The organism is Streptomyces sp. NBC_00354 (assembly GCF_036106915.1).
Taxonomy (GTDB): Bacteria; Actinomycetota; Actinomycetes; order Streptomycetales; family Streptomycetaceae; genus Streptomyces.
Genome location: NZ_CP107983.1, coordinates 2,839,755 through 2,864,175 on the forward strand (window position 1 = coordinate 2,839,755; position 24,421 = coordinate 2,864,175).

Below are 24,421 nucleotides of genomic sequence, written 5' to 3' on the forward strand. Positions count from 1 at the left end.
ACGCGTGCGGGCGGACGGCCGTACATCTGAAGGGCGTATTGGTGAAGCCCTGTCCGATTGTTCCACGGGCCGGGGATGCGGCGCGTTCTGTGGTGCTCCGCCCACCAGGCCTTTCGGCCCCTCCGACCTTCATTCTTCCGGCGGGCGCCCTATCTGCCCGCCGGGGTATTGTCAAGAGGTCAAGCCCACCCTATCGGGGAAAATCGACTCGGATCCGCCCGCCGGCCCGGCGGGCGGCACCCACATCCAGACCATGGGACGGAGAGCACGCGTGACGCGCAGCGTGTACGTGACCGGTATCGAGCGGGGGGACGGCCGACAGGTCGTCGAGCTGGGGATCATGGAGCTGCTGACCCGCCAGACGGCACGGGTCGGCGTCTACCGTCCGTTGCTGCACGACGGACCGGACCGGCTCTTCGACCTGCTCAAGGCCCGGTACCGGATCGACCAGGACGCCCACGCGGCGTACGGCATGGAGTACCGCGAGGCCTCCGCCATCCTGGCCGAGAAGGGCACCGACGAGCTCGTCTCCCGGCTGGTGGACCGCTACCACCGGGTGGCCCGCGACTACGAGGTCATGCTCGTCCTCGGCACCGACTACGCCGATACGAACCTTCCCGACGAGCTTGCGCTGAACGCCCGCCTCGCCAACGAGCTGGGGGCCGTGGTGGTGCCCGTCGTCGGCGGCACCAAGCACCCCGCCGAGGCCGTGCGCGCCGAGGCCCAGAGCGCCTTCCGCGCGTACGAGAGCCTGGGCTGCCACGTCGTCGCGATGGTGGTCAACCGGGTGGCCGCCGAGGACCGGGACGCCATAGCCGAGCGGCTGGCCGCCCGCCTGCCCGTCCCCTGCTACGTGCTGCCGGACGACAAGTCGCTCGCCGCCCCGACCGTCGCCGAGATCACCCGGGCGCTCGGCGGCGAGGTGCTCCTCGGCGACGACGCCGGGCTGGCCCGCGACGCCGTGGACTTCGTCTTCGGCGGCGCCATGCTGCCGAACTTCCTGAACGCCCTGACCCCCGGCTGCCTGGTCGTCACCCCCGGGGACCGGGCCGACCTGGTCATCGGGGCGCTGGCCGCACACGCCTCGGGCACTCCGCCGATCGCCGGTGTGCTGCTGACCCTGAACGAGCGTCCGGGCCCCGACATCCTGACGCTGGCCTCGAAGCTGGCGCCGGGCACCCCGGTGGTCTCCGTGGCCGGCAACAGCTTCCCGACGGCCACCGAACTGTTCTCGCTGCAGAGCCGGTTGAACTCCGCGACCCCGCGCAAGCTGGAGACCGCGCTCGGCCTGTTCGAGCGGCACGTGGACACCGCCGAGCTGCGCGGACTGCTGTCGGTGGCCCGCTCCGAGCGCGTCACGCCGATGATGTTCGAGCACGAGCTGCTGGAGCGGGCCCGCTCCGAGCGGCGCCGCGTGGTGCTGCCCGAGGGCGGCGAGGAGCGCGTGCTGCGCGCCGCGGACGTGGTGCTGCGCCGCGGGGTCTGCGACCTGACCCTGCTGGGCGAGGAGCAGGCGATCCTGAAGAAGGCCGGCGACCTGGGCGTCGACATCTCCGGCGCCCAGCTGATCGACCCGGCGACCTCCCCGCTGCGGGAACGTTTCGCCGAGTTCTACGCCCAGGCTCGCGCCCACAAGGGCATGACCTTCGAGCTGGCCCTCGACGTGGTCACCGACGTCAACTACTTCGGCACGCTGATGGTCCAGGAGGGCCTCGCCGACGGCATGGTCTCGGGCTCGGTGCACTCCACCGCCGCGACCATCCGCCCCGCCTTCGAGATCATCAAGACGAAGCCCGACGCCTCCATCGTCTCCTCGGTCTTCTTCATGTGCCTCGCCGACCAGGTCCTCGTCTACGGCGACTGCGCGGTCAATCCGGACCCGGGCGCCGATCAACTCGCCGACATCGCCATCCAGTCGGCGGCGACCGCGGCCGCCTTCGGCGTGGAGCCGCGGATCGCGATGCTCTCGTACTCGACCGGCACCTCGGGCTCCGGCGCCGACGTGGACAAGGTCCGCAAGGCCACCGAGATCGTCCGCGCGCAGCGCCCGGACCTGCTGATCGAGGGCCCGATCCAGTACGACGCCGCCGTCGAGCCCTCGGTCGCCGCGACGAAGCTGCCCGGCTCCGACGTGGCCGGCCGGGCGAGCGTGCTGATCTTCCCCGACCTCAACACGGGCAACAACACGTACAAGGCCGTGCAGCGCTCGGCGGGCGCCGTCGCGGTCGGCCCGGTGCTCCAGGGTCTGCGCAAGCCGGTCAACGACCTCTCGCGCGGCGCGCTGGTGCAGGACATCGTCACCACCGTGGCGATCACCGCGATCCAGGCGCAGGGCGCCCCGGCCCCCACCGCCTGACCCCCGCACGGCCCGCACAGCCCGCCCGGCCCCCGCCACCGGGCCCTCACCCCGAAGGAAAGACCCTCATCGTGACCACCGCATCGCGCGTACTCGTCCTCAACTCCGGCTCCTCGTCGGTGAAGTACCAGCTGCTCGACATGGCGGACTCCGCCCGCCTCGCCGTCGGCCTGGTGGAGCGGATCGGCGAAGAGACCTCGCGGCTCGTGCACGAGCCGCTCACCGGTCCGGGCGCCGAGGGCGGCAAGCGCGAGCGGCTCGGCGCGATCGCGGACCACGAGGCCGCGCTCCGGGCCGTTGCGGCGGAGCTCGCCGCCGACGGGCTGGGCCTGGACTCGCCCGAACTGGCCGCCGTCGGGCACCGGGTGGTGCACGGCGGGACCCGGTTCACGCAGCCGACGGTGATCGACGACGAGGTGCTGGCGGAGATCCGGAGCCTGATCCCCCTCGCCCCGCTGCACAACCCGGCGAACGTGACCGGTATCGAGGTGGCCCGCGCGCTGCGCGCGGACCTCCCGCAGGTGGCGGTCTTCGACACGGCCTTCCACTCGACGATGCCGGAGTACGTGGCGCGGTACGCGATCGACGCCGCGACGGCGGACAAGTACGCCATCCGGCGGTACGGGTTCCACGGCACCTCCCACGCGTACGTCTCGCGGGCGACGGCGGGGCTGCTCGGCCGGCCGGTGGAGGAGGTGAACGTGATCGTGCTGCACCTGGGCAACGGGGCCTCGGTCTCGGCGGTCCGGGGCGGGGTGTGCGTGGACACGTCCATGGGCCTGACCCCGCTGGAGGGTCTGGTCATGGGCACCCGTTCGGGCGACCTGGATCCGGCGGTCGTCTTCCACCTGGCGCGGGTGGGCGGCTTCTCGGTGGATGAGATCGATTCGCTCCTGAACAAGAAGAGCGGTCTGCTGGGCCTGTGCGGCGACAACGACATGCGCGAGGTGCTGCGGCGGGCGGGCGAGGGCGACGAGTCGGCGCGGCTCGCCTTCGCGGCGTACGTCCACCGCCTGAAGAAGTACATCGGCGCCTACTCGGCGGTGCTCGGCCGGGTGGACGCGGTGGCGTTCACGGCCGGGGTCGGCGAGAACGCGCACCAGGTCCGGGAAGCTGCCGTGGACGGCCTCGCGGAGCTGGGACTCGTCCTGGACCCGGAGGCCAATGCGGTGCGCTCCCCGGAGCCGCGGCTGGTGTCGCCGGAGTACGCGCGGGTGGCGGTGGCCGTGGTCCCGACGGATGAGGAACTGGAGATCGCCACCCAGGCGTACGCCCTCGTTACTCAGTAGTCACTTGGACTTTCCACCAGACGGAATATTCCGCTACGAAACAAACCGATAGGATCCAGTCATGCGCCGTTCCAAAATCGTCTGCACGCTGGGCCCCGCCGTCGACTCGTATGAGCAGCTGAAAGCGCTCATCGAGGCAGGTATGAACGTGGCCCGATTCAACTTCAGCCACGGGTCCCAGGCAGAACACCAGGAGCGGTACGACCGCGTCCGGAAGGTCTCCGAGGACACCGGGCGTGCGGTCGGCGTCCTCGCCGACCTCCAGGGTCCCAAGATCCGTCTGGAGACCTTCGCCGAGGGCCCCGTCGAGCTGGTGCGCGGTGACGAGTTCACCATCACCACCGAGGACGTCCCGGGTGACAAGTCCATCTGCGGCACCACCTACAAGGGCCTGCCCGGCGACGTGACCAAGGGCGACCAGGTCCTGATCAACGACGGCAACGTCGAGCTGCGGGTCACCGAGGTCGAGGGCCCGCGGGTCAGGACCATCGTCATCGAGGGCGGTGTCATCTCGGACCACAAGGGCATCAACCTGCCGGGTGCCGCCGTGAACGTCCCCGCCCTGTCGGAGAAGGACGTCGACGACCTCCGCTTCGCCCTGCGGATGGGCTGCGACATGGTCGCCCTGTCCTTCGTCCGCGACGCCAACGACGTCAAGGACGTCCACAAGGTCATGGACGAGGAGGGCCGCCGGGTCCCCGTCATCGCCAAGGTCGAGAAGCCGCAGGCCGTCGAGAACATGGCGGCCGTGGTCGACGCCTTCGACGCGGTCATGGTGGCCCGTGGCGACCTGGCCGTCGAGTACCCGCTCGAGAAGGTCCCGATGGTCCAGAAGCGGCTCATCGAGATGTGCCGCCGCAACGCCAAGCCGGTGATCGTCGCGACCCAGATGATGGAGTCGATGATCACCAACTCGCGTCCGACGCGCGCGGAGGCGTCCGACGTCGCCAACGCGATCCTCGACGGCGCGGACGCGGTCATGCTGTCGGCCGAGTCCTCGGTCGGCGCGTACCCGATCGAGACGGTCAAGACGATGTCGAAGATCGTCACGGCGGCCGAGGAGGAGCTCCTCTCCAAGGGCCTCCAGCCGCTGGTCCCCGGCAAGAAGCCCCGTACCCAGGGCGGCTCCGTCGCCCGCGCGGCCTGCGAGATCGCGGACTTCCTCGACGGCAAGGCGCTCATCGCCTTCACGCAGTCCGGTGACACCGCCCGCCGGCTGTCGCGCTACCGCGTGACCCAGCCGATCCTGGCCTTCACCACCGATGTCAACACCCGCAACCAGCTCACGCTGAGCTGGGGCGTCGACTCCTACATCGTCCCGCACGTGGACACCACCGACGCGATGGTCGACCTGGTGGACGGCGAGCTGCTGAAGCTGGGCCGCTACAACGAGGGCGACACGATGGTCATCACCGCCGGCTCGCCCCCCGGCGTCCCGGGCACGACCAACATGGTCCGCGTCCACCACCTGGGCGGCCAGTCCCAGGGCTGACACCGCACGGTGTGACTCTGCCGCACAGAGACCGAGGGCGGCACCCCGATCCTGACAAGGATCCGGGGTGCCGCCCTCGGTGCATCGGACGCGGTGCGCGGGGCGCGAACGCCCTGCGCGGGGCCGTACGGGACGGCCCCGTACGGGACTACGGGACTACTCCGGCGGGCCGATGTAGTTCTTGAGGCCCGGGACGGTGAGCGTGCCGCCGAACTGGCCGGCCTGGACGACCTTGACGTTCGTGAAGAACGCGAACGGGACGTTCAGGGGCGGCGGGCTGTTCGGGGTGAACTCGATCGGGATCAGGCCGAAGAGGTTCCCCTTGAGGCTCTCGGTGTACATCGTCACCGTGCCGCCGCGGATCTTGGAAGTGGAGCCGGAGCGGGACTTCAGGTGGGCGACGTTCCCGCTCTTGCCGACCGTCTGGTAGAGGTCCTTGATGTCCAGCGAGTCCGCCGTGAACTTCAGGACCTTCTTCGTCTTGCCGCCTGCCGTCTTCACCTCGACGATGCCGTGGTAGTCCAGGCCGTAGAGGGTCAGCAGCGAGCTGTCGAGGTACCAGGGCTCGTCCGGCAGGAGCGGGATGCCCGGCTCCAGCTCGGCGTCGGCCAGCGCCTTGGCGTCGTACGTCGGGCAGGGGAAGGGTTGCTTCCCGTCCGCGTCCTTCGTCTCCTCGGCCTTCGGCTTGTCCGCGTCCTCGTCCGCCGTCTTGCCCGTCTCGTCCTTCGGCTTCGCCGCGGTGTCCTTGACGTCCTGCGACAGCTCCTTGACGTCGACGCCGGCCTTCTTCGCCGCGTCGCGGATCGCGTCCGCAGCCGGATCCGGGGCGGGCTTCGTCGGGGTCGGCGTCGCCGTGGCCGGCTTGGACGGCGTGGGCGTCGGGGTCACCGACGGCTTCGCGGTCTCGAGCGGCTTGGTGATCCCGTCGACGATGCCCTTGAGCGCGTCTCCGACGCCCAGCGGGTCCAGCGGGTTCGGGGTCTTGGACGCGGACGGCGCGGCGGCCGGGGCCGACGGCTCCGTCTGCTTCGACGCGGTGGTGGGACCGGCCGGGTTGCTGGCGGAAGGCTTCGGGGCCGGCGGGGTGACGCCGGGCTTCGGGGCCTTGGACGCACCGGGCGAGGGCGTCGCGCTGGGCGACGAACTCGGCGAGGGCGACGTGGAGGGGCTCGGCGAGGCCGACTCCGCGGGTGCGTCGGACCGCGTCACGCACGGGCCGGGCGCGAAGGGGATCTCGTGGTCGTCGGCCAGGGCCAGCTTCGGGGCCACGCCCATCCCGACGAAGACCGCGGTCGGCATGGCCGCCAGCGCCATCGTCTTGCCGACGGGTATCTGGATCTTGTTCAGCAGCGACTTCCGGGGCGCGGCGTGCCGCGGTCCCCTTCTTTCACGGGACTCTGCGCTCGGGGCCACGCCCCGCTGCGTCTCGTCACCCCGCACTGTTCCTCCCGCCATCGGCGTGGGCAGTCGTCTCGCTCGCGTATGCCGTTTCCGTCTCGCGGGGCGCCGGGACGCCCGGGATGCCCTGGGGGTTGCCCGCCATGGCCGCCGCCTTGCCCGCTCCGCCGTCCGGGACGGCGGTCTCTTCCACGGGGCTGCCGGGGACCCACGACAGTGCGAGGGCGCCGCCGACCATGGAGAGGATGAAGCCCACGAAGAACCCGCCGAGGTTGGACACCGGCAGGGACACCAGGGCCAGCAGGATCGAGGCGACCCCGGCGAAGACGCGGATGCTCTGCTGGAACCAGAGGGCCAGGCCCAGCGTCATCAGCAGGATGCCGATGATCAGCGAGCCGGATCCGGTCGTCGTCGCCATCGCGAGAGTGACGTTGCCCAATCGCATGTCCGCGTACGGGAAGTACACGATCGGGACACCACCGAGGAGCGTGAACAGGCCTGCCCAGAAGGGACGGCGGCCGCGCCAGGCGAAGAAGTGGTAATACACCACGGTGAGCCAAGCATCATCAGAGCGGCGAACGTAGACCGGGGCCTGGTGGTTCATGGACTACAGCTCCCTGGAAACGGTGGTACGGAGAACTAGGTGGAGCCCCGGACGGGCGGGCGGAATCGGCTGCAGCCGGCACCGACCGCCCCTCCGGTCACGCTCCGGGACGAATTACTTCTCGTCCTGGTAGCACGGCTGGTCGCCGCCGAGCAGGCGCAGCTTGAGGTCGGGCAGCTTGAACGTACCCGCCGTCGTCGCCCACGCCTTCTGGCGCACGTTCGACAGAATCGCCTTGTCGGCGCGCTGGGAGAACGCGTAGGGGCTCGCGACCGTACCGGCCTGCGGCTTGGTCTTGTGGCTCGCGTCGCCCACGGCGACACCGATGTCCAGGTTCTTGAACTCGGCGTCGGTGTCGAGCTCCGCAACATCCAGGTAGATGTTGTCGGCGACGGCCGGCTTGCCCTTGTGGCCCGTCCGCAGCTGCAGCGTGATGTTGCCCAGCGGGGTCGGGGTCACCAGCGACTGGCACATGTTGGTGATCTCGGCGTGGCTGAACCCGGAGATGGTCACCGGGTGGTGCGCAGCGTTGCCCTTGAGGTCGTGACCCTCGGCGATACCGCCGTACTGAATGAGGTTGTCACCGTCGAGCTTGTCGGCCGAGACCTTGAAGTCCTGGCCGGACACGGCGAAGGACGCCGCGAGGGCACCCTGCGCCAGACCCACACCGACCGCGGCGGTTGCCGCGATGCTCGGCACCATGACGAGCGCGAAGCGCTTCCATCTGGTCCCGCCACGAACCTGAGAACTCATTATTCGTTCCTCCTTCTCGGACGTACATCTCCGGTCCGGGCCGTACCCGTCCTGGGATGGGAGAAGTGCTACGTCCTCGGGAAGAAGCGCAGGCGGCCGAGCCGCGACAGAGCCGCGTCCGGTACACCGGCGTTCACCCCCGAGCGACAACCACTGGGTCACGCGTTCGCGCAACCAGGAGGACAGGCTCCGCCGGTGTGGCGAAGACCCCCCTGTCCCGCAGCCGGCGCCACTGGCACCGGCCGGCCCGGTGGGGACCCTCCACGCGGCTCCGGATGAGCGGCTCTGCGGGAAGGACCGAGCGTCGCCGATCGTGGTCCATTCCAGGCCGGGACACAAGGGGGTTCGTTACTGGCGGGTAACGGCAAGATAACCGGGGATCGACCCGGCGCCATCGGGTGACGACGCAGGGTGTCACCAAGGGCCACGACAGAGCGTCGGATTTATGAACACACCGGACAGATCGCGGGGTTCCTCTTACTGCGAGTAACAGCGGCCGCAATTGCCAAGTTTTGGCAAAGTGCGGCCGCTGTTTATCTCCGTGTCAACAAATCGCCGGTGGTCCGGCGGTCTCCCGGATGCTTCCGGAAGGGACACGGAGCGGGCTCTAGAACAGCACCCGCGCGAGCGCCGTACGCGCCGCCGCCACCCGGGGATCGTCCGCCCCGATGACCTCGAACAGCTCCAGCAGCCGCACCCGTACCGCGTCGCGGTCGGCGCCGGCCGTCACCCGGACCGTGTCCACCAGGCGCCCGAAGGCGTCCTCCACGTGGCCGCCGACCAGATCCAGGTCCGCGGCGGCGATCTGGGCCGCCGGGTCCTTCGGGTCCTCGGCCGCCGCGGCGCGCACCGCCTGCGGGTTCATGTCCTTGACCCGGGCGAGCAGCTCGGCCTGGGCCAGGCCGAGCCTGGCCTCGCTGTTGGCCGGGTCGTCCGCCAGTACGTTCTTGTACGCCTGCACCGCGCCGCCCAGGTCACCGGCGTCCAGCGCGACGACCGCCGCCTCGAGCAGCGCGTCGTACGGGCCCGCCGGGGCCTCGGCCTCGGCGGCCGGGGCGCCCGCAGGAGCGCCCTCGGCGTTCGGGTCCACCTCGATGCCGATGATCCCGAAGCGCTCCTCGGCGACCTGGACCAGCTGCGCCAGGGTCGCGCGGATCTCCTGCTCGGGCGCCACGCCCTGGAACAGCGGCAGCACCTGGCCCGCGACCACGGCGAACACGGCCGGAATGCCCTGGATGCCGAACTGCTGCATCAGCATCTGGTTGGAGTCGACGTCGACCTTGGCGAGCAGGAGGCGGCCGTTCGCCTCGATCGTCAGGCGCTCCAGCAGCGGGCTGAGCTGCTTGCACGGCTCGCACCACTCGGCCCAGAAGTCCAGGACGACCGGGACCTCGGCGGAGAGCTGGAGGACGTCGCGTTCGAAGCCGGCCTCGTCGACGTCGATCACGAGCGCGGACGGCGGCACGGCGCCCGCGGACGCGGGTGCGCCACCCTGGGCGGACTGCCGGGCCGCTTCGGCACGGGCCTGTTCGGCCTTCGCCTTGGCCTCGCCGGCCGCCTTCACCGCGGCAAGGTCGACGACGCCGCTCATGGACATGTTTCTGGGCTGCATGCGTACATCCTCCCCCGTGTGTGCGCACCGACGAAAAAGATCGGCCGAAATGCCTTCTTGCCCTCGTCGGACCGATCGGTTGTGCGGTAGTCATGTGGTGTGGCGCCGGGTCCCCACCTGGCGCCGGTAGCTCTTCGCGTGGTCGTCGCTCTTACGCTACGAGCCGTAGCGTAACTCCTCGCGGCCCTTCGCGCCCCGTGATCTCAAGCACAGCATTTCGCGGACCTCCGGTTGCGCTACCGACGGGTATGGTCTGCGCCATGCGCAAGCCCAGCCCCCCGACAGGACGCACCGGCCGCCCCCGCAGCGCCGCTGCGGACGCGGCGATCCTCGCCGCGACGCGGGACGCGCTGGTCGAGCTGGGCTGGTCGAAGCTGACGATGGGCGACGTCTCGGCCCGGGCCGGGGTCGCCAAGACCACCCTCTACCGCCGCTGGGCGGGCAAGAACGAGCTGGTCGTGGACGCGGTCGCGGAGCTCTTCGACTCCCTCGAGCTCCCCGACCGGGGCTCCCTCGAAGCCGACATAGAGAACGTGGTCCTCCAGTTCGCGGCGCTGCTGCGGCGGCCGGAGGCCCGTACGGCCCTGATGGCCGTCGTCGCCGAGTCCACCCGGGACGAGGCCCTGCGCGACCGGATCCGGTCGGCGATCGTGGACCGGCAGAAACGTCTCGTCGTACTGGGCCGCGAACGGGCCCAGGCCCGCGGCGAACTCCCGTACGAGGAGGACGAGAGCCTCACCGGCCGCACCACGGATCTGATCTTCGACGTGATCGCGGGCACGGTGGTCCACCGCGCGCTGGTCAGCTGCGAGCCGGTGGACGAGGCCTGGGTGTCCACCTTCACGGCCCTCCTGATGCACGGCCTCCAGGGCCCGGCCCACGCCTGAGCCCCGGATCGGCCCGGGCGAACGGAAAGGCCGGTCCCGGCCGCCCCCGCAGGGGCCGCCACGACCGGCCTTCCGCCGAACGGGGGCGGGCTAGAAGCCCGGCGGCTCCGTGTACGTACCCCACTCGTCGCGCAGCACGTTGCAGATCTCGCCGAGCGTGGCCTCGGCGCGCACCGCGTCCAGCATCGCCGGGATCATGTTCGACCCGTCGCGGGCGGCGGCCAGCATGGCGTCCAGCGAGGACTTCACCTTGGCGTCGTCGCGCCGCTCCTTGCGCGCGGCCAGCTCCTGGACCTGCACGCGCTCCACCTCGTGGCTGACGCGCAGGATCTCCAGGTCCCCGGTCACCGACCCGTGGTGCACGTTGACGCCGACGACCCGCTTGTCGCCCTTCTCCAGGGACCGCTGGTACTGGAAGGCCGACTCGGCGATCTCCCCGGTGAACCAGCCGTCCTCGATGCCGCGCAGGATGCCCGAGGTGATCGGTCCGATCGGGTGCTGCCCGTCCGGGTGGGCGCGCAGGCCGCGCTCCCTGATCTGCTCGAAGATCTTCTCGGCGTCGGCCTCGATGCGGTCGGTGAGCTGCTCCACGTACCAGGAACCGCCCAGCGGGTCGGCCACGTTGGCCACCCCGGTCTCCTCCATCAGCACCTGCTGCGTGCGCAGGGCGATCTCGGCCGCCTGCTCGCTGGGCAGCGCGAGGGTCTCGTCGAGGGCGTTGGTGTGCAGGGAGTTGGTGCCGCCGAGGACGGCCGCGAGGGCCTCGACCGCGGTGCGTACGACGTTGTTGTACGGCTGCTGCGCGGTCAGCGAGACGCCGGCCGTCTGGGTGTGGAAGCGCAGCCACATCGACTTCTCGCTCTGCGCCCCGTACACCTCCTTCATCCAGCGCGCCCAGATCCGGCGGGCGGCGCGGAACTTGGCGATCTCCTCGAAGAAGTCGAGGTGCGCGTCGAAGAAGAAGGAGAGGCCGGAGGCGAAGTGGTCCACGTCCAGGCCCCGGGAGAGGCCCAGTTCCACGTAGCCGAAGCCGTCGGCCAGGGTGTACGCGAGCTCCTGCGCGGCCGTGGCCCCGGCCTCGCGGATGTGGTAGCCGGAGACGGACAGCGGCTTGTACGCCGGGATGCCCTTCGCGCAGTACTCCATGAGGTCGCCGATGAGGCGCAGGTGCGGCTCGGGTTCGAAGAGCCACTCCTTCTGGGCGATGTACTCCTTGAAGATGTCCGTCTGGAGGGTGCCGTTGAGCTGGGCCGGGTCCACCCCCTGCCGTTCGGCGGCGACCAGGTACATGCAGAAGGCGGGCACGGCCGGGCCGGAGATCGTCATCGACGTGGTCACGTCGCCGAGCGGGATGTCCTTGAACAGGACCTCCATGTCGGCGGCGGAGTCTATGGCGACCCCGCAATGGCCGACCTCGCCGAGGGCGCGGGGGTCGTCGGAGTCGCGCCCCATGAGGGTCGGCATGTCGAAGGCCACGGAGAGCCCGCCGCCGCCGGCGGCCAGGATCATCTTGTAGCGCTCGTTGGTCTGCTCGGCGTTGCCGAACCCGGCGAACTGGCGGATGGTCCAGGTCCGGCCGCGGTATCCGGTGGCGTGCAGGCCGCGGGTGTAGGGGTACTCCCCCGGCCAGCCGATGCGCTCGAATCCCTCGTACGAGTCACCGGGCCGGGGCCCGTAGACGGGATCGACGTCATCCCCGGAGAGCGTGGTGAAATCGGCCTCGCGCTTGCGGGCATTGTCGTAACGGGCCTGCCAGCGGCGGCGGCCCTCCTCGATGGCGTCAGCGTCCATACCCACGAATTTACTAGGACGTCCTAGTAAATGTCGATGGGAAACCCCGGGGAGTATCCCCGGGGTACCCGATGGGCGAGCGGCGCTCTAGGCGTCGACGGTGGCCACGGCGTCCACGACCAGCGGCTCGACCTCGGCGCGGACCTTGCGCTCGACGAAGAAGGCGGCCAGCGGGATCGTGCCGGAGACGAGCACCCAGAGCAGCTTCGGGAACGGCCACCTGGCCTTGGAGCCCAGGTCGAAGGCGAACACCAGGTAGATCATGAACAGCACACCGTGCACCTGGGAGACCGCCAGGGTCAGGTCGGCGCCGGTGTCGAAGCCGTACTTGAAAACCATGCAGGTGCAGAGGATCAACAGCATGACCGCGGTCAGGTAGGCCATGACGCGGTAGCGGGTCAGCACGCTTCGTTTCATGGATACGAGCGTAACGATCCGTTTTGCGCGATCTTGACGGGGGCCCGGTGACGGCGGCCGCTACTGCCCGGCTGCTACTGCTCGTCGAAGTCCGCGGCGGCGATCCGCAGGGGGCGCAGGAGCGCGAAGATCTCCTGGCACTCCTCGGCGTCGTACGCGCGCAGCCCGAAGTCGACCGCCATGAGGTCCTTCGTCGCCGCCTCGACGACCTCGCGGCCCTTGTCCGTGATGGAGGCGAGCGTGCCGCGGCCGTCGTTCGGGTTCGGCCGCTTGGCCACCAGCCCGGACCGCACCAGCCGGTCCACCGTGTTCGTCACCGACGTCGGGTGGACCATCAGCCGCTCGCCGATCTTCGACATCGGCAGCTCGCCGGCCTTGGAGAAGGTGAGCAGGACCAGCGCCTCGTAGCGCGCGAAGGTCAGCCCGTACGGCTTGACCACCGAGTCGACCTCGCCGAGCAGGATCTGGTGCGCGCGCATGATCGAGGTGATGGCGGCCATCGAGGGCACCGGCCCCCAGCGGCGCTGCCACAGTTCGTCGGCGCGGGCGATGGGGTCGAAGGGGAGGCTGAGCGGCTTGGACACGTACCCGACCCTACCGGGCGGTCATTTGGCCGTGGGCCCCGTCTCATTCTTCGGTCCGCCCTCCCGCCGGTTCGCGGACCGCAGTTCGGCGAGGAGGAGCAGGACCACCGCCGTGCCAAGCACCGCGGCGCCGGCGACGACCACGTGCACCGGCAGCAACTCGGCGGCCAGCCCGGCCAGGGCCATGCCGACGCCCTGGAGGGTCATCAGACCGGTGCTCAGCAGGGTCATCGCCCGGCCGCGCAGCTCGTCCGGGACGGCGTCGACGTACCACTGGTCGAGGCCGAGGGTGTACGCGTGCGCCAGACCGGCGAGCAGCAGGGCGGCCAGTACGGTCACCACCCCGGGCCGGACGGCGTACACGAGCAGCGGCAGCAGGCCGGCGGCGGCGAGCGGGGCCACGAGCCGGGAGCGGGCACGGGGGCCGAGCGCCGAGCCGGCCCACAGTTCACCCGCGATGGTGCCGACGGGCAGGGCGCACATCATCACTCCCAGCGCGACGGTGCCGGCGCCTATGCCGTCGGCGTACGGGACGAGCAGCGCCTCGGGGGCGATGACGAAGACGGGCGGCAGCCAGAACAGCAGGGTGAGCGCCCGCAGCCGGCGGTCGCCGAGGACGGCGCGCAGCCCGGCGAGCGGGGACGTGCGGTCGGCGGCGGCGCGGGCCGGCCGGGCCCGGGTGCCGAAGCGCAGCAGCAGGGCCGAGCACAGGAACCCGGCGGCGGTCAGCGCGATGGCCGCGCGCGGGGCGAGGACGGTGAGCAGCAGCCCGCCGAGGCCGAAGCCGATGAGCTGGGCGCTCTGGGCCACCATGCGCATCAGCGAGCGGCCGAGGACGAAGGCGTCGCCGGGGCCGAGGATGTCGGCGAGGGAGGCGTTGCGCGTGCCCTGGAACAGCGGTGCGACGAAGGCCATGGCGCAGCGCAGGACGAGGAGCCCCGCGACGGGGGTGCCGGGCAGGACCATGGCCGCCGCGCAGGCTGCGCAGACGAGGTCGCACCCGACGAGGACCCGGCGGGCGGGCCGTCGGTCGGCGATCCCGGCGAGGAGCGTGCCGCCGAGGGCGTACGGGAGGAAGCCCAGGGCGAAGGTGAGCGCGCTCATCAGGGGCGAGCCGGTGGTGCGGAAGACGAGGACGGTGAGGGCGATCTCGGCGACGACGATGCCGAGGACGGACATGAGGTGCGCGGCGAAGACGGGCCGGAACTCCCGGACCCGGAAGACGGACCGGTAGCCGGCGGTGGGGCCGGTCGGGGCGGGCTGGGCAGACGGTCCGGCGGACGGTCCGGACGAGGCCTCGTTGGCGGTGGACATGCGCTGACCCTGCGGGGCTACAGTGGGGGTGCAACAGTGATTCGTCCTCTGCCGAATCACTGGGCCCAGCCTCGCCCGCCACCGACCAGCCCCGCCGGCGTTTGAGGCGCGGGGGTTCGGGGCCGGCACCCCCGACAGCGGCGCCGCGGCCGGGCGCGGGGCCCGGGGCCGTGCCCCGGGAAACGGCGAAAGGGCGGGGCGGGGAGAGGCTCCGCGCAGCGGAAACCGCAGACCACCCCGGAGGGAGCGGCATGGTGTTCCATTTCCGGTTCGGGCCGGGGGACCTGTTGCGCTGCCGGTTCTCGATCTCGCCCCGCTGGGAGACCCAGGAGGCGGTCCGGACCCTGATGATGCCCGCCCGGCAGGCGTACCACCTGCCCTGGCTGCGGCAGATCCGCGCGGCCGCCGACGGGCTGGACCTGCGGCCGCTGTGGCTGCTGATGCCGCGCACCGGCCACAACCCCGACTTCCTGAGCCCGCCGCCGGTCGGCCCCTCCGTCACCTTCGAGGAGGAGCTGGCCCGGGTACGGTCCTCGGCCGCCGATCCGGAGGCGCTGCGCGAGGACCTGCGGCGCGCCCTCGTCTGCACACCGGGAGCCGCCGAGAGCGGCCTCGGGCGGCGGATGCTCGCGGATCCGGCCCGGGCCGTACAGGAGTTGGCCGATCTGTACGAGCAGGCGTGGGCCGCGCTGATCGTCCCGCACTGGCCGCGGCTGCGGGAGCTGCTGGAGGCGGACATCCTGTTCCACTCGCGGCGGCTGGCGGCGGGCGGGCTGGAGGCGCTCTTCGACGGCCTCCACCCGGACCTCAGGTGGTCGGACGACACGCTCACCATCGACCGCCCGACCCACCACGACCGCTCCCTGGACGGGCAGGGCCTGCTCCTGATGCCGAGCGCGTTCGTGTGGCCGGAGGTGGTCGGGGGGTACGACCCGCCCTGGCAGCCGACGCTGGTCTACCCGGCGCGCGGTATCGGTGCCCTGTGGACGGCTTCGCCGGGCCCGACCCCGCAGGCGCTGGCACGGCTGCTGGGCCGGGGCCGGGCGGACGTGCTGTGCGCGCTGGACGAGCCCGCCTCCACGACGGCGCTGGCCCGCCGGCTCGGCCTGGCACCGGCCACGGTCTCGGCGCACCTGAAAGCCCTGCACGGGGCGGGCCTGCTGATCTCGGCCCGTCACGGCCACCGGATCCTCTACGAGCGCACCCCGCTCGCCATCGCCCTGACCACGGGCTCCCGGTCGGTGTAGCCGGGTTCCGGTGCCTCCAGGCGGCGGCACCTGCGGTGTCGCGGAGCAGGGCTCACTGACCGTCATGTCACGATATGCCGGTCCTTGATTCCGCGTACCGACCCTTCGTCCCGAGGAACCCGGATGCCAGGCCGACCCAGCCCACGCCCCAGACCCCTCACCGCCGCACTCGGCCTCGCGCTGCTGCTCGCCGCGGCCTCCGCCTGCGGCAGTCCGGAAGCCGCCCGGGAGTCCGCCCCCTCGCACGCCCCCGCGGAGGCTCCGCCGGAGGCACCGGGCCAGGCCGCGCCCGCCGCATCCCCGTTCTGGGTGGACCCCCAGAGCGACGCCGCCCGGCAGGTCGCCGCCTGGGAGGCCCAGGGCCGCAACAGCGATGCCCAGGTCCTGCGCCGGATCTCGGAACGGCCCATGGCCCTGTGGGGGCCCGGCGACGACCCCGGTCCCGAGATCCGCCGGGCCGCGAAGGGCGCCAGGCCGGCGGGCCGGGTCCTGGTGCTCACCGCGTACAACATCCCGTACCGCGACTGCGGCCGGCACTCGGCCGGCGGGGCGAAGAACGCCACCGCGTACCGCAACTGGATCGGCGCCTTCGCCGACGGCATCGGCGACGCCAAGGCCGTGGTCGTCCTGGAACCGGACGCCGTCCCGCACATCGTGGACGGCTGCACCCAGGCCGACCACCACGACGAGCGCCTGCGGCTCCTCGCCGAGGCCGTCACCCGGCTGAAGAAGAACCGGAACACCAAGGTCTACCTGGACGCCGGCAATCCGGCCTGGATCCCGGACCCGATGAAACTGGTCGCACCCCTCTACAAGGCCGGGCTCGACCAGGCCGACGGCTTCTCCCTCAACGTCTCCAACTTCCAGCCGGACGCGGCCGGCCGGGAGTACGGCGCCCGCATCTCCCGCGCGGCCCACGGCAAGCACTTCGTCATCGACACCAGCCGCAACGGCGCGGGCCCGCTCCCCGGCGACGGTCAGGAGGCCTGGTGCAATCCGCCGGGCCGCGCCCTCGGCGTCCCGCCGACCGACAGGACGGGCGACCCGCTCGTCGACGCGTACCTCTGGATCAAGCGGCCCGGCGAATCCGACGGTCCCTGCCGCGGCGGCCCGGGGGCGGGCAAGTGGTGGGCGGACTACGCACTCGGCCTGGCCGCCCGCAGCAAGGAGTAAGGAGCAAGAGGCAAGGAGTGCGGAGCAAGGAGCGGCCACCCCCGCCAGGGGCTACTCCCCCGGCACCGGCACCGGCTCCGGCACCGGCTTCGGAGCCCGCACCTGGAGCCACTTCGCCACCGAAGGCGTCCCGTCCGCGTCCGTCACGAACAGCATGTACCAGCCCGGCGGCACCAGCGTCGGGTCCTTCGGCACCTCGACCGTCACCGAGCCGGCCGCCTTGGTCAGCCCGAGCTCGATCGACCGCTGCTCGACGTCCGTGGTGTGCGTGACCGCGCTCGGCCGCATCAGCCGGGCCCGCCGGATCCGCTCCGGGTGGGCCGCCGCGAACGTGGCCCGCCCGTCCCGGCCGACCTCGGACGGCCCGGCCCCCAGGACGGGCCGCCGCGCCGGGTCCCGGTACAGGTACGGCGGCGAGTAGACCTCCAGCCGGTGCTCGAACTTGCCGAGCCGGGTGTTGTCCTTGTCCGCGAAGAGCGGATCGGAGCCGAAGGTCGCGACCCGCCCGTCGGGCAGCAGCAGCGCCTCGGAGTGGTAGTTGCGGCCCACCGACGGATCGGCGGCGGCCACGAAGGAGTCGGTGCGCCGGTAGTAGAACTGCGCCTTGTGGATGTCGCTGGCGCCCCGGCCCCGGTAGTCGCGGGAACCGCCGGTGGTGAACACGGAGTCGTCCGGCAGCAGCACGCTGCTCAGGTACCGGGTGCCCTGCGGCAGCCGCGCGGAGGAGCGGAAGACCGGGCTGTCCTCCTTGAGGTCCACGATCGCCGTCCGGCTCGAGGACAGCTTCGACTCGCCGACCCCGCCGCCGCCCAGCACCATCACCTTCTGGTCCTGGGCGGGCGCCAGCAGCACCGAGGACGAGGTCTCCAGCCGGTCCGGGTCCGCCAGCCCCGCCACCTCGGTGAACTTGTTGGTCTTGAGGTCCCACACACCGGGCTCGCGCCCCTTGTCCTTCGGGCCGTAGCCCGCGTTGGACCCGGTGTAGAGCAGCTTGCCGCCCTGTATGAGGAAGAGCGCGGGGTAGGTCGGGAAGTAGCGGAAGGGGCCCCGGGTCCACTGCTTCGTCCTCGGGTCGTAGTACTCGTTGTCGCCGGGGACGATGTCGCCCACGTCGTTGAGTCCGGAGACCGCGAGCACCCGCCCGTCCTGCAGCGCCACGAGCGTCGGGTACCAGCGGGCGTCCTTCATCGGGTCGACCGGGACGTACTTCTCCGCCTTCGGGTCGAACTCGTACGCCGATCTGATCCCCTGGAAGTCCTGCTTGTCGACGCTCAGCCGCTCGGCGAGCCCGTAGACGTTGTCGGCGTCCTTCCCCTTGAGCCCGACGACCCGGTACTGCGCGGCCTCGGTCGTCAGCCCCTCGGCGCCCGCCTTCACCGCCTCGACGAAGACCCGCGCCTCCGCGGCGACCACCTTGGTCTGCCAGGGCTTCACGTGCCCGGCGCGCCCGTACGTGATCTCGAACTCGCGCTTGGCCTTCGGAACGGTGACGTCGAACTTCGACACGTACTCGACCCCGGACGGGGACCGGAACCGGGTGCCCTTCTTCAGACTGGCCGCCTTGTCGGGGCTCTCGTTCTTGACCCGCATGCCGCCGCCCGCGCGGGTGACCTTGCCGTCGAGGACCTCGTACCGGGCGGTGCCGCCCGCCACCAGCAGCCGTCCGTCGGGCAATTGGCTGTGGCCCGAGCAGAAGAAGTCCTCCGGCGTGGGGATCTTCTTGAAGCTGTCGTCCCCCGGGTCCCACAGGACGGTGTCGAAGGTGCCCTTGTCGAACTTCTTCTGGCTGTTGCCGGAGCCGGCGATCAGCAGCACCTTGCCCGTGTGCAGCAGGGCCGCGTGCATGGCGTTGATCCGGTACTCCTCGGGGAGCCGGACCTGCCCCCACGAGCCGTACTGGATCTTGTAGCCGGACTGGCCGATCTTGTACGCGTGGTAGCGCTCCTGCGCGAAGGAGAGCGCGGCGGGCGCGTTGAGCGCGGCCAGCACCACCACGGCCCCGGTGCCCAGAACGGTGTTCTTGAACTGCTTCGAGGGCCGGTACGCCATGGCTCAGCCCCCTCCCGTCGGTGTGGCGAACGCCGGCTCCGGCTCCTCACCCGGCCCGTGGCCGAGCCCGATGTCGAGGGCTGCCGCCCGGGCCGGGGCCCGGCGCTCGCGCAGCAGGGTCCAGCCCCACACGGCGACCGGGGCGAGGGTGATCAGCAGGGCGAGCACCGCCCAGGTGCGCATCGCCGCGTGCGTGTGGCCGAGGCGGACCGAGGCCGCGAGGGAGAGGGCCAGGACGGCGGCCCAGAAGAGGTGGATCCGGAAGGTCATGAGCCGGTCGGCGCTGGCGTCACCGCCCTTGGGGGTGACGACGAACCGGCCCCGGGTGCGCAGCAGGGCCGCGCCGAGGGACATGAGGTAGACGGGTGCGCAGATCGCGGACATCGCCATGCCGGCCAGGCCGCCGGAGCCCGCGGGCTCGTGGGGGGAGATGTTGTGCCGGCGGTTCCACAGGTACAGGCCCACCTGGAGCGCGGCCGCGTCGGTGTAGAGCATGAGCCACACCTCGGACGAGACCTGGGTGCCGGAGGCGCCCAGCCACAGGAACAGGACGCAGCTGAGGATCCCGAGCAGCCAGTTGACGGCCGTCATCGGGTAGTAGACGAGCATCAGGGTGTAGTTGAGGCGGCGCCCCGGGGGCATCCGGAAGAACCCTTTCCAGTACTGCCGGAAGAGGGTCTCGTACGTGCCCCGCGACCAGCGCAGCTGCTGCGTGAAGAAGTCGGTCCACGAGGCCGGCCCCTCGCCGACGGCGAGTACGTCGGGGGTGTAGACGGACCTCCAGAACCGCCCGGTGTCGGGATTGCGCCGCCGGTGCAGCTCGAAGCCGGTGGCCATGTCCTCCGTGAGGGAGTCGTAGAGCCCGCCGACCTGCCGGAGGGCGCTGATCCGCACGGCGTTGTTGGTGCCGACGAACATGGGGGCGCCGTAGCGGTTGCCCGCGCGCTGGATCAGGGCGTGGAAGAGGTACTGCTGGGACTCGGCGGCCTTGGTGACGGCGGAGGTGTAGTTGCCGTACACCTGCGGGCCGACGACGAAGGCGGTGTCCGGGTCGCGGAAGTAGCCGAGCATCCGCTCCAGGAAGTTCGGCAGCGGAACGTGGTCGGTGTCGACGGAGGCGAAGAACTCGTAGTCGTCGCCGTGTGCGACGAGCCAGGCGTTGTAGTTGCCGTGCTTGGTCCGTTCCCGGTGGGCGCCCTTGCGGGTGTTCCAGCCGGCTATGCCCTTGCGGGTGAAGTGCCGTACGCCGAGCTCCGCGCACAGGGCCCGGGCCTCGGGGTCGTCCCCCTCGTCCAGCAGCCACACGTCGAGCGGACCGTCGTGCCGGAGGGCGACCGCCCCCAGGAGGGTGCCCTGCACCATGGTGAGCGGCTCTTTGCCGGGGACGAACGTCGTCAGGAACGCGACCTTGGTGCCGGGTTCGGGCGGTACGGGGACCGGGTCGCGGGCGACCAGCGTGGCGTGGGCCACGGACACGACGTTGACCAGCATGAACAGCATGATCAAGGCGATGCACACGAGCATCGCGGCGTCACACCGGACGAGCCAGCGGTCGCCGCCCTCCCGGACGGTCCAGTGCGTGGGCCAGACGAGGTAGAGCAGCAGTCCGGCCGCGGCGAGGGGGGCCAGCGCCATGAGGAGGACGGCGCGTATTCGGGTGCGGAGCTCCTCGCGCGAGAGCAGGGAGCGGTAGCCCACCCGGTAGGCGGTGCGGTCCGGGTCCGCGAACGGGCCGGCGAGACGGCTGTGGGTCTCGTAGTCGAAGCCTTCCGGCCGCACGGCCCCTCCAGTGCTCGAAGCCCAGGGTCTCTCTCACCACAAAAGGTGACAAACCATGAGCATGTCGAACTGGACTCGGCCGAAAGGGGGGTTCCGCGCAGCCGCCCCCGGACAGGGCCGTACGAGTGGTCCGGGTGAGGGGTGGGGTGGGCCGGGTCAGGCCAGGTGGCGTTCCACCGTCTCCACCTTCGACGTCAGCCCGTCCACCACCCCGTGACGGATGTCGGCCTTCAGGACGAGCGACACCCGCGGCGCCCGCTCCTCCACGGCCGCCACCGCACGCTTGACCACGTCCATCACCTCGTCCCACTCACCTTCGACCGAGGTGAACATCGCGTCGGTGCGGTTCGGCAGACCCGACTCCCGTACGACGCGCACCGCATCGGCCACGTACTCGCCGACCTCTTCGCCGACCCCCAGCGGAGTCACCGAGAACGCGACGATCATGCGGCGTTCGCCGCCTCGCGCCGGGCCCGGGCCGCCAGCACGCTGTCGGCCTCCTCGCGCTTGAGCAGCTTGTCGCCGTACAGGCCGCCGAAGGGCACCAGCGCGAGCACGAAGAACAGGGCGGCCTTCTTGGCCGGCCACTTCGCCTTGTTCCAGACATCGGCCAGGAAGACCAGGTAGATGAGGAACAGGATCCCGTGCAGGCCACCGAGAGGCATCATCAGGTAGTCGATGTCGGAGATCCGGCTCAGCAGCGAGCCGAAGATCAGCAGGGCCGGGAACGACAGCGCCTCCGGTACGGAGACGAGGCGCAGCCGGTGCAGGGCGGAAGCGGTCTTGATGTCCACGGTGAGCCTTCGGGGTGGTGGCCGGGGGTCCGTCCCAGTGTCTCAGCCGCATTGCGGGATCTTGACCGGGGGTCCGCGGGGGTCCGACGGGCCCGCCGCGGGTGTGCCCCAGGAGCGCCGCGGGTGTGCGAGATGCCGCAGTCGCCGGATATAGGCCACGGGGCCCTGTTCGCCTTCGCCCGCTGCCGATAACGTCATCCCGTGGCTCAGTTCCGACTCCAAGGCAGCAAGGTGCTCGCCGTCGACCTGACCGGGGATGCCGTGAAAGCGAAAAACGGCTCCATGGTTGCGTACGACGGCCAGATGGCCTTCAAGAAGATGACCGGCGGCGGCGAAGGCCTCCGGGGCATGGTGACCCGTCGACTGACGGGTGAGCAGATGACCGTGATGGAAGTGCAGGGGCACGGCACCTGCTTCTTCGCCGACCGCGCGAGCGAGATCAACCTGGTGAACCTGCGCGGTGAGAAGCTCTACGTCGAGTCCAGCAACCTGCTGTGCACCGACGCGGGGCTGCGCACCGGCACGACCTTCACCGGGCTGCGCGGCGCGACGACGGGCAACGGCCTGTTCACGACGACCGTCGAGGGCTCCGGCCAGGCGGCGATCATGTCCGACGGCCCGGCCGTCGTGCTGCGCGTCAGCGGCCAGTACCCGCTCGCCGTCGACCCGGGGGCGTACATCGCGCACACCGGCAACCTCCAGCAGTCCTTCCAGTCCGGGGTGAACTTCCGGACGCTGATCGGCGAGGGCTCCGGCGAGTCGTTCCAGATCCGCTTCGAGGGCGAGGGCCTGGTCTACGTGCAGCCCAGCGAGCGCAACACCATCGGGGGCGACATCTGATGCCGTTCCGCGAGATCAACTCGAAGATGGTCGAGGCCCAGGTGATCCCGGGGCAGCGGATGTACAGCCAGCGCGGCGCGATGCTCGCGTACCGCGGCGAGGTCTCCTTCACCCCGAGCCTGACCGGCGGTCAGGGCGGGGTGATGGGCATGATCGGGCGCCGCGTGGCGAACGAGCAGACTCCGCTGATGACGGTCGAGGGCAGCGGCACCGTGATGTTCGGCCACGGCGGCCACCACATCCAGGTGATCGGCCTGACCGGGGAGACCCTGTACGTCGAGGCCGACCGGCTGCTCGCCTTCGACGGCACCCTGCAGCAGGGCACGATGTTCATGGGCTCGCAGGGCGGCGTCATGGGCATGGTCCGCGGTCAGGTGACCGGCCAGGGCCTGTTCACCACCACCCTCAAGGGGCACGGCTCGGTGGCCGTGATGGCCCACGGCGGGGTCATCGAGCTCCCCATCACCCCGAACCGGCCGGTCCACGTCGACCCGCAGGCGTACGTGGCACACCACGGGGACGTCAGGAACAAACTCTCCACCGCGCTCGGCTGGCGCGACATGGTGGGGCGCGGCTCGGGCGAGGCGTTCCAGCTGGAGCTGTCGGGCCAGGGAGCGGTGTACGTGCAGGCCTCGGAGGAGAAGCTGTGAACTTTGGCCCTGTCATCGGCGGGCCCGGAGGCCCGACGGTCTTCGACCCGCACACCCTGCCCTCCGACGACAACGTGAACGCGTACACCTTCTGCGTGGAGCTCAAGGGGAGCCAGTGGTTCCTGCAGAAGGGCAAGATGATCGCCTACTACGGGCGCATGGAGTTCAACGGCGTCGGCAACGGCCGCTTCGACCGGCTGCTGCGCACCAGCTTCCACTCGCCGATGCACGCGGCCGACTGGGTGGTGGCCGAGGGCCAGGGCAAGATGCTGCTGGCCGACCGTGCCTTCGACGTGAACTCGTACGACCTGGACAATGGGAACCTGACGATCCGGTCGGGCAACCTGCTGGCCTACCAGCCCACGCTCGCCCTCAAGCAGTCGATCGTGCCGGGGTTCCTGACCTTGATCGGAACGGGGAAGTTCGTGGCGGCGTCCAACGGGCCGGTGGTGTTCATGGAGCCGCCGATGCGCGTGGACCCGCAGGCGCTGGTGGGCTGGGCGGACTGCCCGTCCCCCTGCCACCACTACGACCACGGCTACATGTCGGGTGTCATCGGCGGGCTGCGCTCGCTGACCGGCATCGGCGGCAGCTCCGGCGAGGAGCACCAGTTCGAGTTCGTCGGGGCCGGGACGGTGCTGCTGCAGTCGTCGGAGATGCTGATGGCGGAGAAGGCCGTCGGAGCGGTCGGCGCCGGCGCGGAATCGGCGGGCGTGCCCGGGGCCGGGTACGGCGGCGGCCACGGCCAGCAGGGCCCGCTGGGGCAGCTGGGCGTACCGCGGATGCCGGGGCAGCTGGGTGACATCCAGCGGCGCCTCGGACTGTGATCTTCAGCTTTCCATTTTTTGTACGTAATTCAACTTCTTAGGTAGAGTTCATTCATGGAGACCATGGAGACCGAGACGGCCACGCGCTGGCTGACCGAATCCGAGCAGTGCACCTGGCGCACCCATCTGGACGTCAGCAGACTGCTGATGCACCAGCTGGAAAAGGATCTCCAGCCCTTCGGACTCACCAACAACGACTACGAGATCCTCGTGAACCTCTCGGAGTCCGAGGACCACCGGATGCGGATGAGCGATCTCGCCACGTCGACGCTGCAGTCCAAGAGCCGGCTGTCCCACCAGATCACCCGCATGGAGACGGCCGGCCTGGTCGTCCGCGTGAACTGCGAGTCCGACCGCCGGGGGCTGTACGCCGTGCTGACGGACGAGGGCATGGAGCTCATGCGGAAGGTCGCCCCGCACCACGTGGCGTCCGTCCGCCGGCACTTCATCGACCTGCTGCCGCCGGAGGCCCTGGCGGCGCTGCGCGCCTCGCTGGAGCCGGTCGCGAGCCACCTGCGCGACCAGCGCGGCAAGGCCTGACACCACCCCGGACGGCGCCCATCCC

The 24,421-nt window shown here is 70.9% G+C and carries 22 protein-coding genes; 10 read left to right on the plus strand and 12 right to left on the minus strand.

Going from position 1 to position 24,421, the window contains the following annotated elements; translation table 11 throughout:
* The first annotated feature begins 271 nt into the window (after positions 1 to 271).
* The 3 genes from pta (at position 272) to pyk (ending at position 5,137) form a co-directional block, all read left to right on the plus strand.
* Complete coding sequence (gene pta / locus OHT74_RS12365) at positions 272 to 2,356, plus strand: phosphate acetyltransferase (RefSeq protein WP_328620260.1); 2,085 nt, start codon at positions 272 to 274, stop codon at positions 2,354 to 2,356.
* A 71-nt stretch (positions 2,357 to 2,427) separates the two neighbouring features.
* Complete coding sequence (locus tag OHT74_RS12370) at positions 2,428 to 3,645, plus strand: acetate kinase (protein WP_328620261.1); 1,218 nt, start codon at positions 2,428 to 2,430, stop codon at positions 3,643 to 3,645.
* 61 nt (positions 3,646 to 3,706) lie between these two features.
* Positions 3,707 to 5,137 carry a pyruvate kinase gene (gene pyk / locus OHT74_RS12375; RefSeq protein WP_266663602.1) on the plus strand — a complete coding sequence of 477 codons (1,431 nt, stop codon included), beginning with the start codon at positions 3,707 to 3,709 and terminating at the stop codon, positions 5,135 to 5,137.
* A gap of 156 nt (positions 5,138 to 5,293) precedes the next feature.
* Here the strand turns inward: pyk and OHT74_RS12380 are convergent, their stop codons facing one another.
* The 4 genes from OHT74_RS12380 to OHT74_RS12395 all read right to left on the minus strand — a co-directional run bounded on the left by OHT74_RS12380 (position 5,294) and on the right by OHT74_RS12395 (position 9,504).
* A complete protein-coding gene (locus OHT74_RS12380; RefSeq protein ID WP_443047365.1) occupies positions 5,294 to 6,577 on the minus strand; it encodes a hypothetical protein in 1,284 nt (427 codons plus the stop codon).
* Positions 6,567 to 7,139, minus strand: coding sequence for a DUF6114 domain-containing protein (locus tag OHT74_RS12385; protein WP_328620263.1), 573 nt, complete (start codon positions 7,137 to 7,139; stop codon positions 6,567 to 6,569). The genes OHT74_RS12380 and OHT74_RS12385 overlap by 11 nt, the downstream gene beginning before the upstream one ends.
* A 114-nt stretch (positions 7,140 to 7,253) precedes the next feature.
* On the minus strand, positions 7,254 to 7,892 hold the full coding sequence (locus OHT74_RS12390; protein ID WP_266663613.1) for a DUF6230 family protein: 639 nt from the start codon (positions 7,890 to 7,892) through the stop codon (positions 7,254 to 7,256).
* Between the two features lie 607 nt (positions 7,893 to 8,499).
* Positions 8,500 to 9,504, minus strand: coding sequence for a tetratricopeptide repeat protein (locus OHT74_RS12395; protein WP_328620264.1), 1,005 nt, complete (start codon positions 9,502 to 9,504; stop codon positions 8,500 to 8,502).
* Between the two features lie 260 nt (positions 9,505 to 9,764).
* Between OHT74_RS12395 and OHT74_RS12400 the strand changes: the two genes are divergently transcribed.
* Complete coding sequence (locus tag OHT74_RS12400) at positions 9,765 to 10,391, plus strand: TetR/AcrR family transcriptional regulator (RefSeq protein ID WP_266663617.1); 627 nt, start codon at positions 9,765 to 9,767, stop codon at positions 10,389 to 10,391.
* 90 nt (positions 10,392 to 10,481) lie between these two features.
* On the opposite strand, the gene OHT74_RS12405 is transcribed toward OHT74_RS12400, so the two are convergent.
* From OHT74_RS12405 to OHT74_RS12420, 4 genes are all read right to left on the minus strand, one after another.
* Entirely contained in the window at positions 10,482 to 12,182 is a 1,701-nt protein-coding gene (locus tag OHT74_RS12405; protein WP_266663619.1) for an acyl-CoA mutase large subunit family protein, read from the minus strand.
* 87 nt (positions 12,183 to 12,269) lie between these two features.
* Positions 12,270 to 12,599, minus strand: a complete 330-nt coding sequence (locus tag OHT74_RS12410) for a DUF3817 domain-containing protein (protein WP_266663621.1) — start codon at positions 12,597 to 12,599, stop codon at positions 12,270 to 12,272.
* A 74-nt stretch (positions 12,600 to 12,673) separates the two neighbouring features.
* Complete coding sequence (locus OHT74_RS12415; protein ID WP_266663623.1) at positions 12,674 to 13,183, minus strand: MarR family winged helix-turn-helix transcriptional regulator; 510 nt, start codon at positions 13,181 to 13,183, stop codon at positions 12,674 to 12,676.
* Between the two features lie 21 nt (positions 13,184 to 13,204).
* Positions 13,205 to 14,497: an MFS transporter gene (locus OHT74_RS12420; RefSeq protein ID WP_328620265.1), complete on the minus strand. Its 1,293-nt coding sequence runs from the start codon at positions 14,495 to 14,497 to the stop codon at positions 13,205 to 13,207.
* 251 nt (positions 14,498 to 14,748) lie between these two features.
* Here OHT74_RS12420 and OHT74_RS12425 point away from each other — a divergent pair, with 251 nt between their 5' ends.
* Both OHT74_RS12425 and OHT74_RS12430 read left to right on the plus strand, forming a co-directional pair.
* On the plus strand, positions 14,749 to 15,744 hold the full coding sequence (locus tag OHT74_RS12425) for an ArsR/SmtB family transcription factor (RefSeq protein ID WP_328620266.1): 996 nt from the start codon (positions 14,749 to 14,751) through the stop codon (positions 15,742 to 15,744).
* Positions 15,745 to 15,867: 123 nt separating this feature from the next.
* Positions 15,868 to 16,917, plus strand: coding sequence for a glycoside hydrolase family 6 protein (locus tag OHT74_RS12430; RefSeq protein WP_328620267.1), 1,050 nt, complete (start codon positions 15,868 to 15,870; stop codon positions 16,915 to 16,917).
* A gap of 51 nt (positions 16,918 to 16,968) precedes the next feature.
* Here the strand turns inward: OHT74_RS12430 and OHT74_RS12435 are convergent, their stop codons facing one another.
* The 4 genes from OHT74_RS12435 to OHT74_RS12450 form a co-directional block, all read right to left on the minus strand.
* Positions 16,969 to 18,966, minus strand: coding sequence for a galactose oxidase-like domain-containing protein (locus OHT74_RS12435; RefSeq protein ID WP_328620268.1), 1,998 nt, complete (start codon positions 18,964 to 18,966; stop codon positions 16,969 to 16,971).
* Positions 18,967 to 18,969: 3 nt separating this feature from the next.
* Complete coding sequence (locus OHT74_RS12440) at positions 18,970 to 20,745, minus strand: glycosyltransferase family 2 protein (protein WP_328620269.1); 1,776 nt, start codon at positions 20,743 to 20,745, stop codon at positions 18,970 to 18,972.
* A 156-nt stretch (positions 20,746 to 20,901) separates the two neighbouring features.
* Positions 20,902 to 21,192, minus strand: coding sequence for an MTH1187 family thiamine-binding protein (locus tag OHT74_RS12445; protein ID WP_266663635.1), 291 nt, complete (start codon positions 21,190 to 21,192; stop codon positions 20,902 to 20,904).
* Entirely contained in the window at positions 21,189 to 21,539 is a 351-nt protein-coding gene (locus OHT74_RS12450) for a DUF3817 domain-containing protein (protein ID WP_030295226.1), read from the minus strand. Before OHT74_RS12450 ends, OHT74_RS12445 begins: the two co-directional genes overlap by 4 nt.
* Before the next feature lie 201 nt (positions 21,540 to 21,740).
* Here OHT74_RS12450 and OHT74_RS12455 point away from each other — a divergent pair, with 201 nt between their 5' ends.
* The 4 genes from OHT74_RS12455 (at position 21,741) to OHT74_RS12470 (ending at position 24,396) form a co-directional block, all read left to right on the plus strand.
* Complete coding sequence (locus tag OHT74_RS12455; RefSeq protein WP_266663638.1) at positions 21,741 to 22,379, plus strand: AIM24 family protein; 639 nt, start codon at positions 21,741 to 21,743, stop codon at positions 22,377 to 22,379.
* The gene (locus tag OHT74_RS12460) at positions 22,379 to 23,029 is read left to right on the plus strand and encodes an AIM24 family protein (RefSeq protein ID WP_030295230.1); all 651 of its coding nucleotides are present in this window, start codon (positions 22,379 to 22,381) and stop codon (positions 23,027 to 23,029) included. Before OHT74_RS12455 ends, OHT74_RS12460 begins: the two co-directional genes overlap by 1 nt.
* A complete protein-coding gene (locus OHT74_RS12465) occupies positions 23,026 to 23,856 on the plus strand; it encodes an AIM24 family protein (protein WP_266663640.1) in 831 nt (276 codons plus the stop codon). The genes OHT74_RS12460 and OHT74_RS12465 overlap by 4 nt, the downstream gene beginning before the upstream one ends.
* 63 nt (positions 23,857 to 23,919) lie before the next feature.
* On the plus strand, positions 23,920 to 24,396 hold the full coding sequence (locus tag OHT74_RS12470; RefSeq protein ID WP_266672684.1) for a MarR family winged helix-turn-helix transcriptional regulator: 477 nt from the start codon (positions 23,920 to 23,922) through the stop codon (positions 24,394 to 24,396).
* Positions 24,397 to 24,421 lie beyond the last annotated feature (25 nt).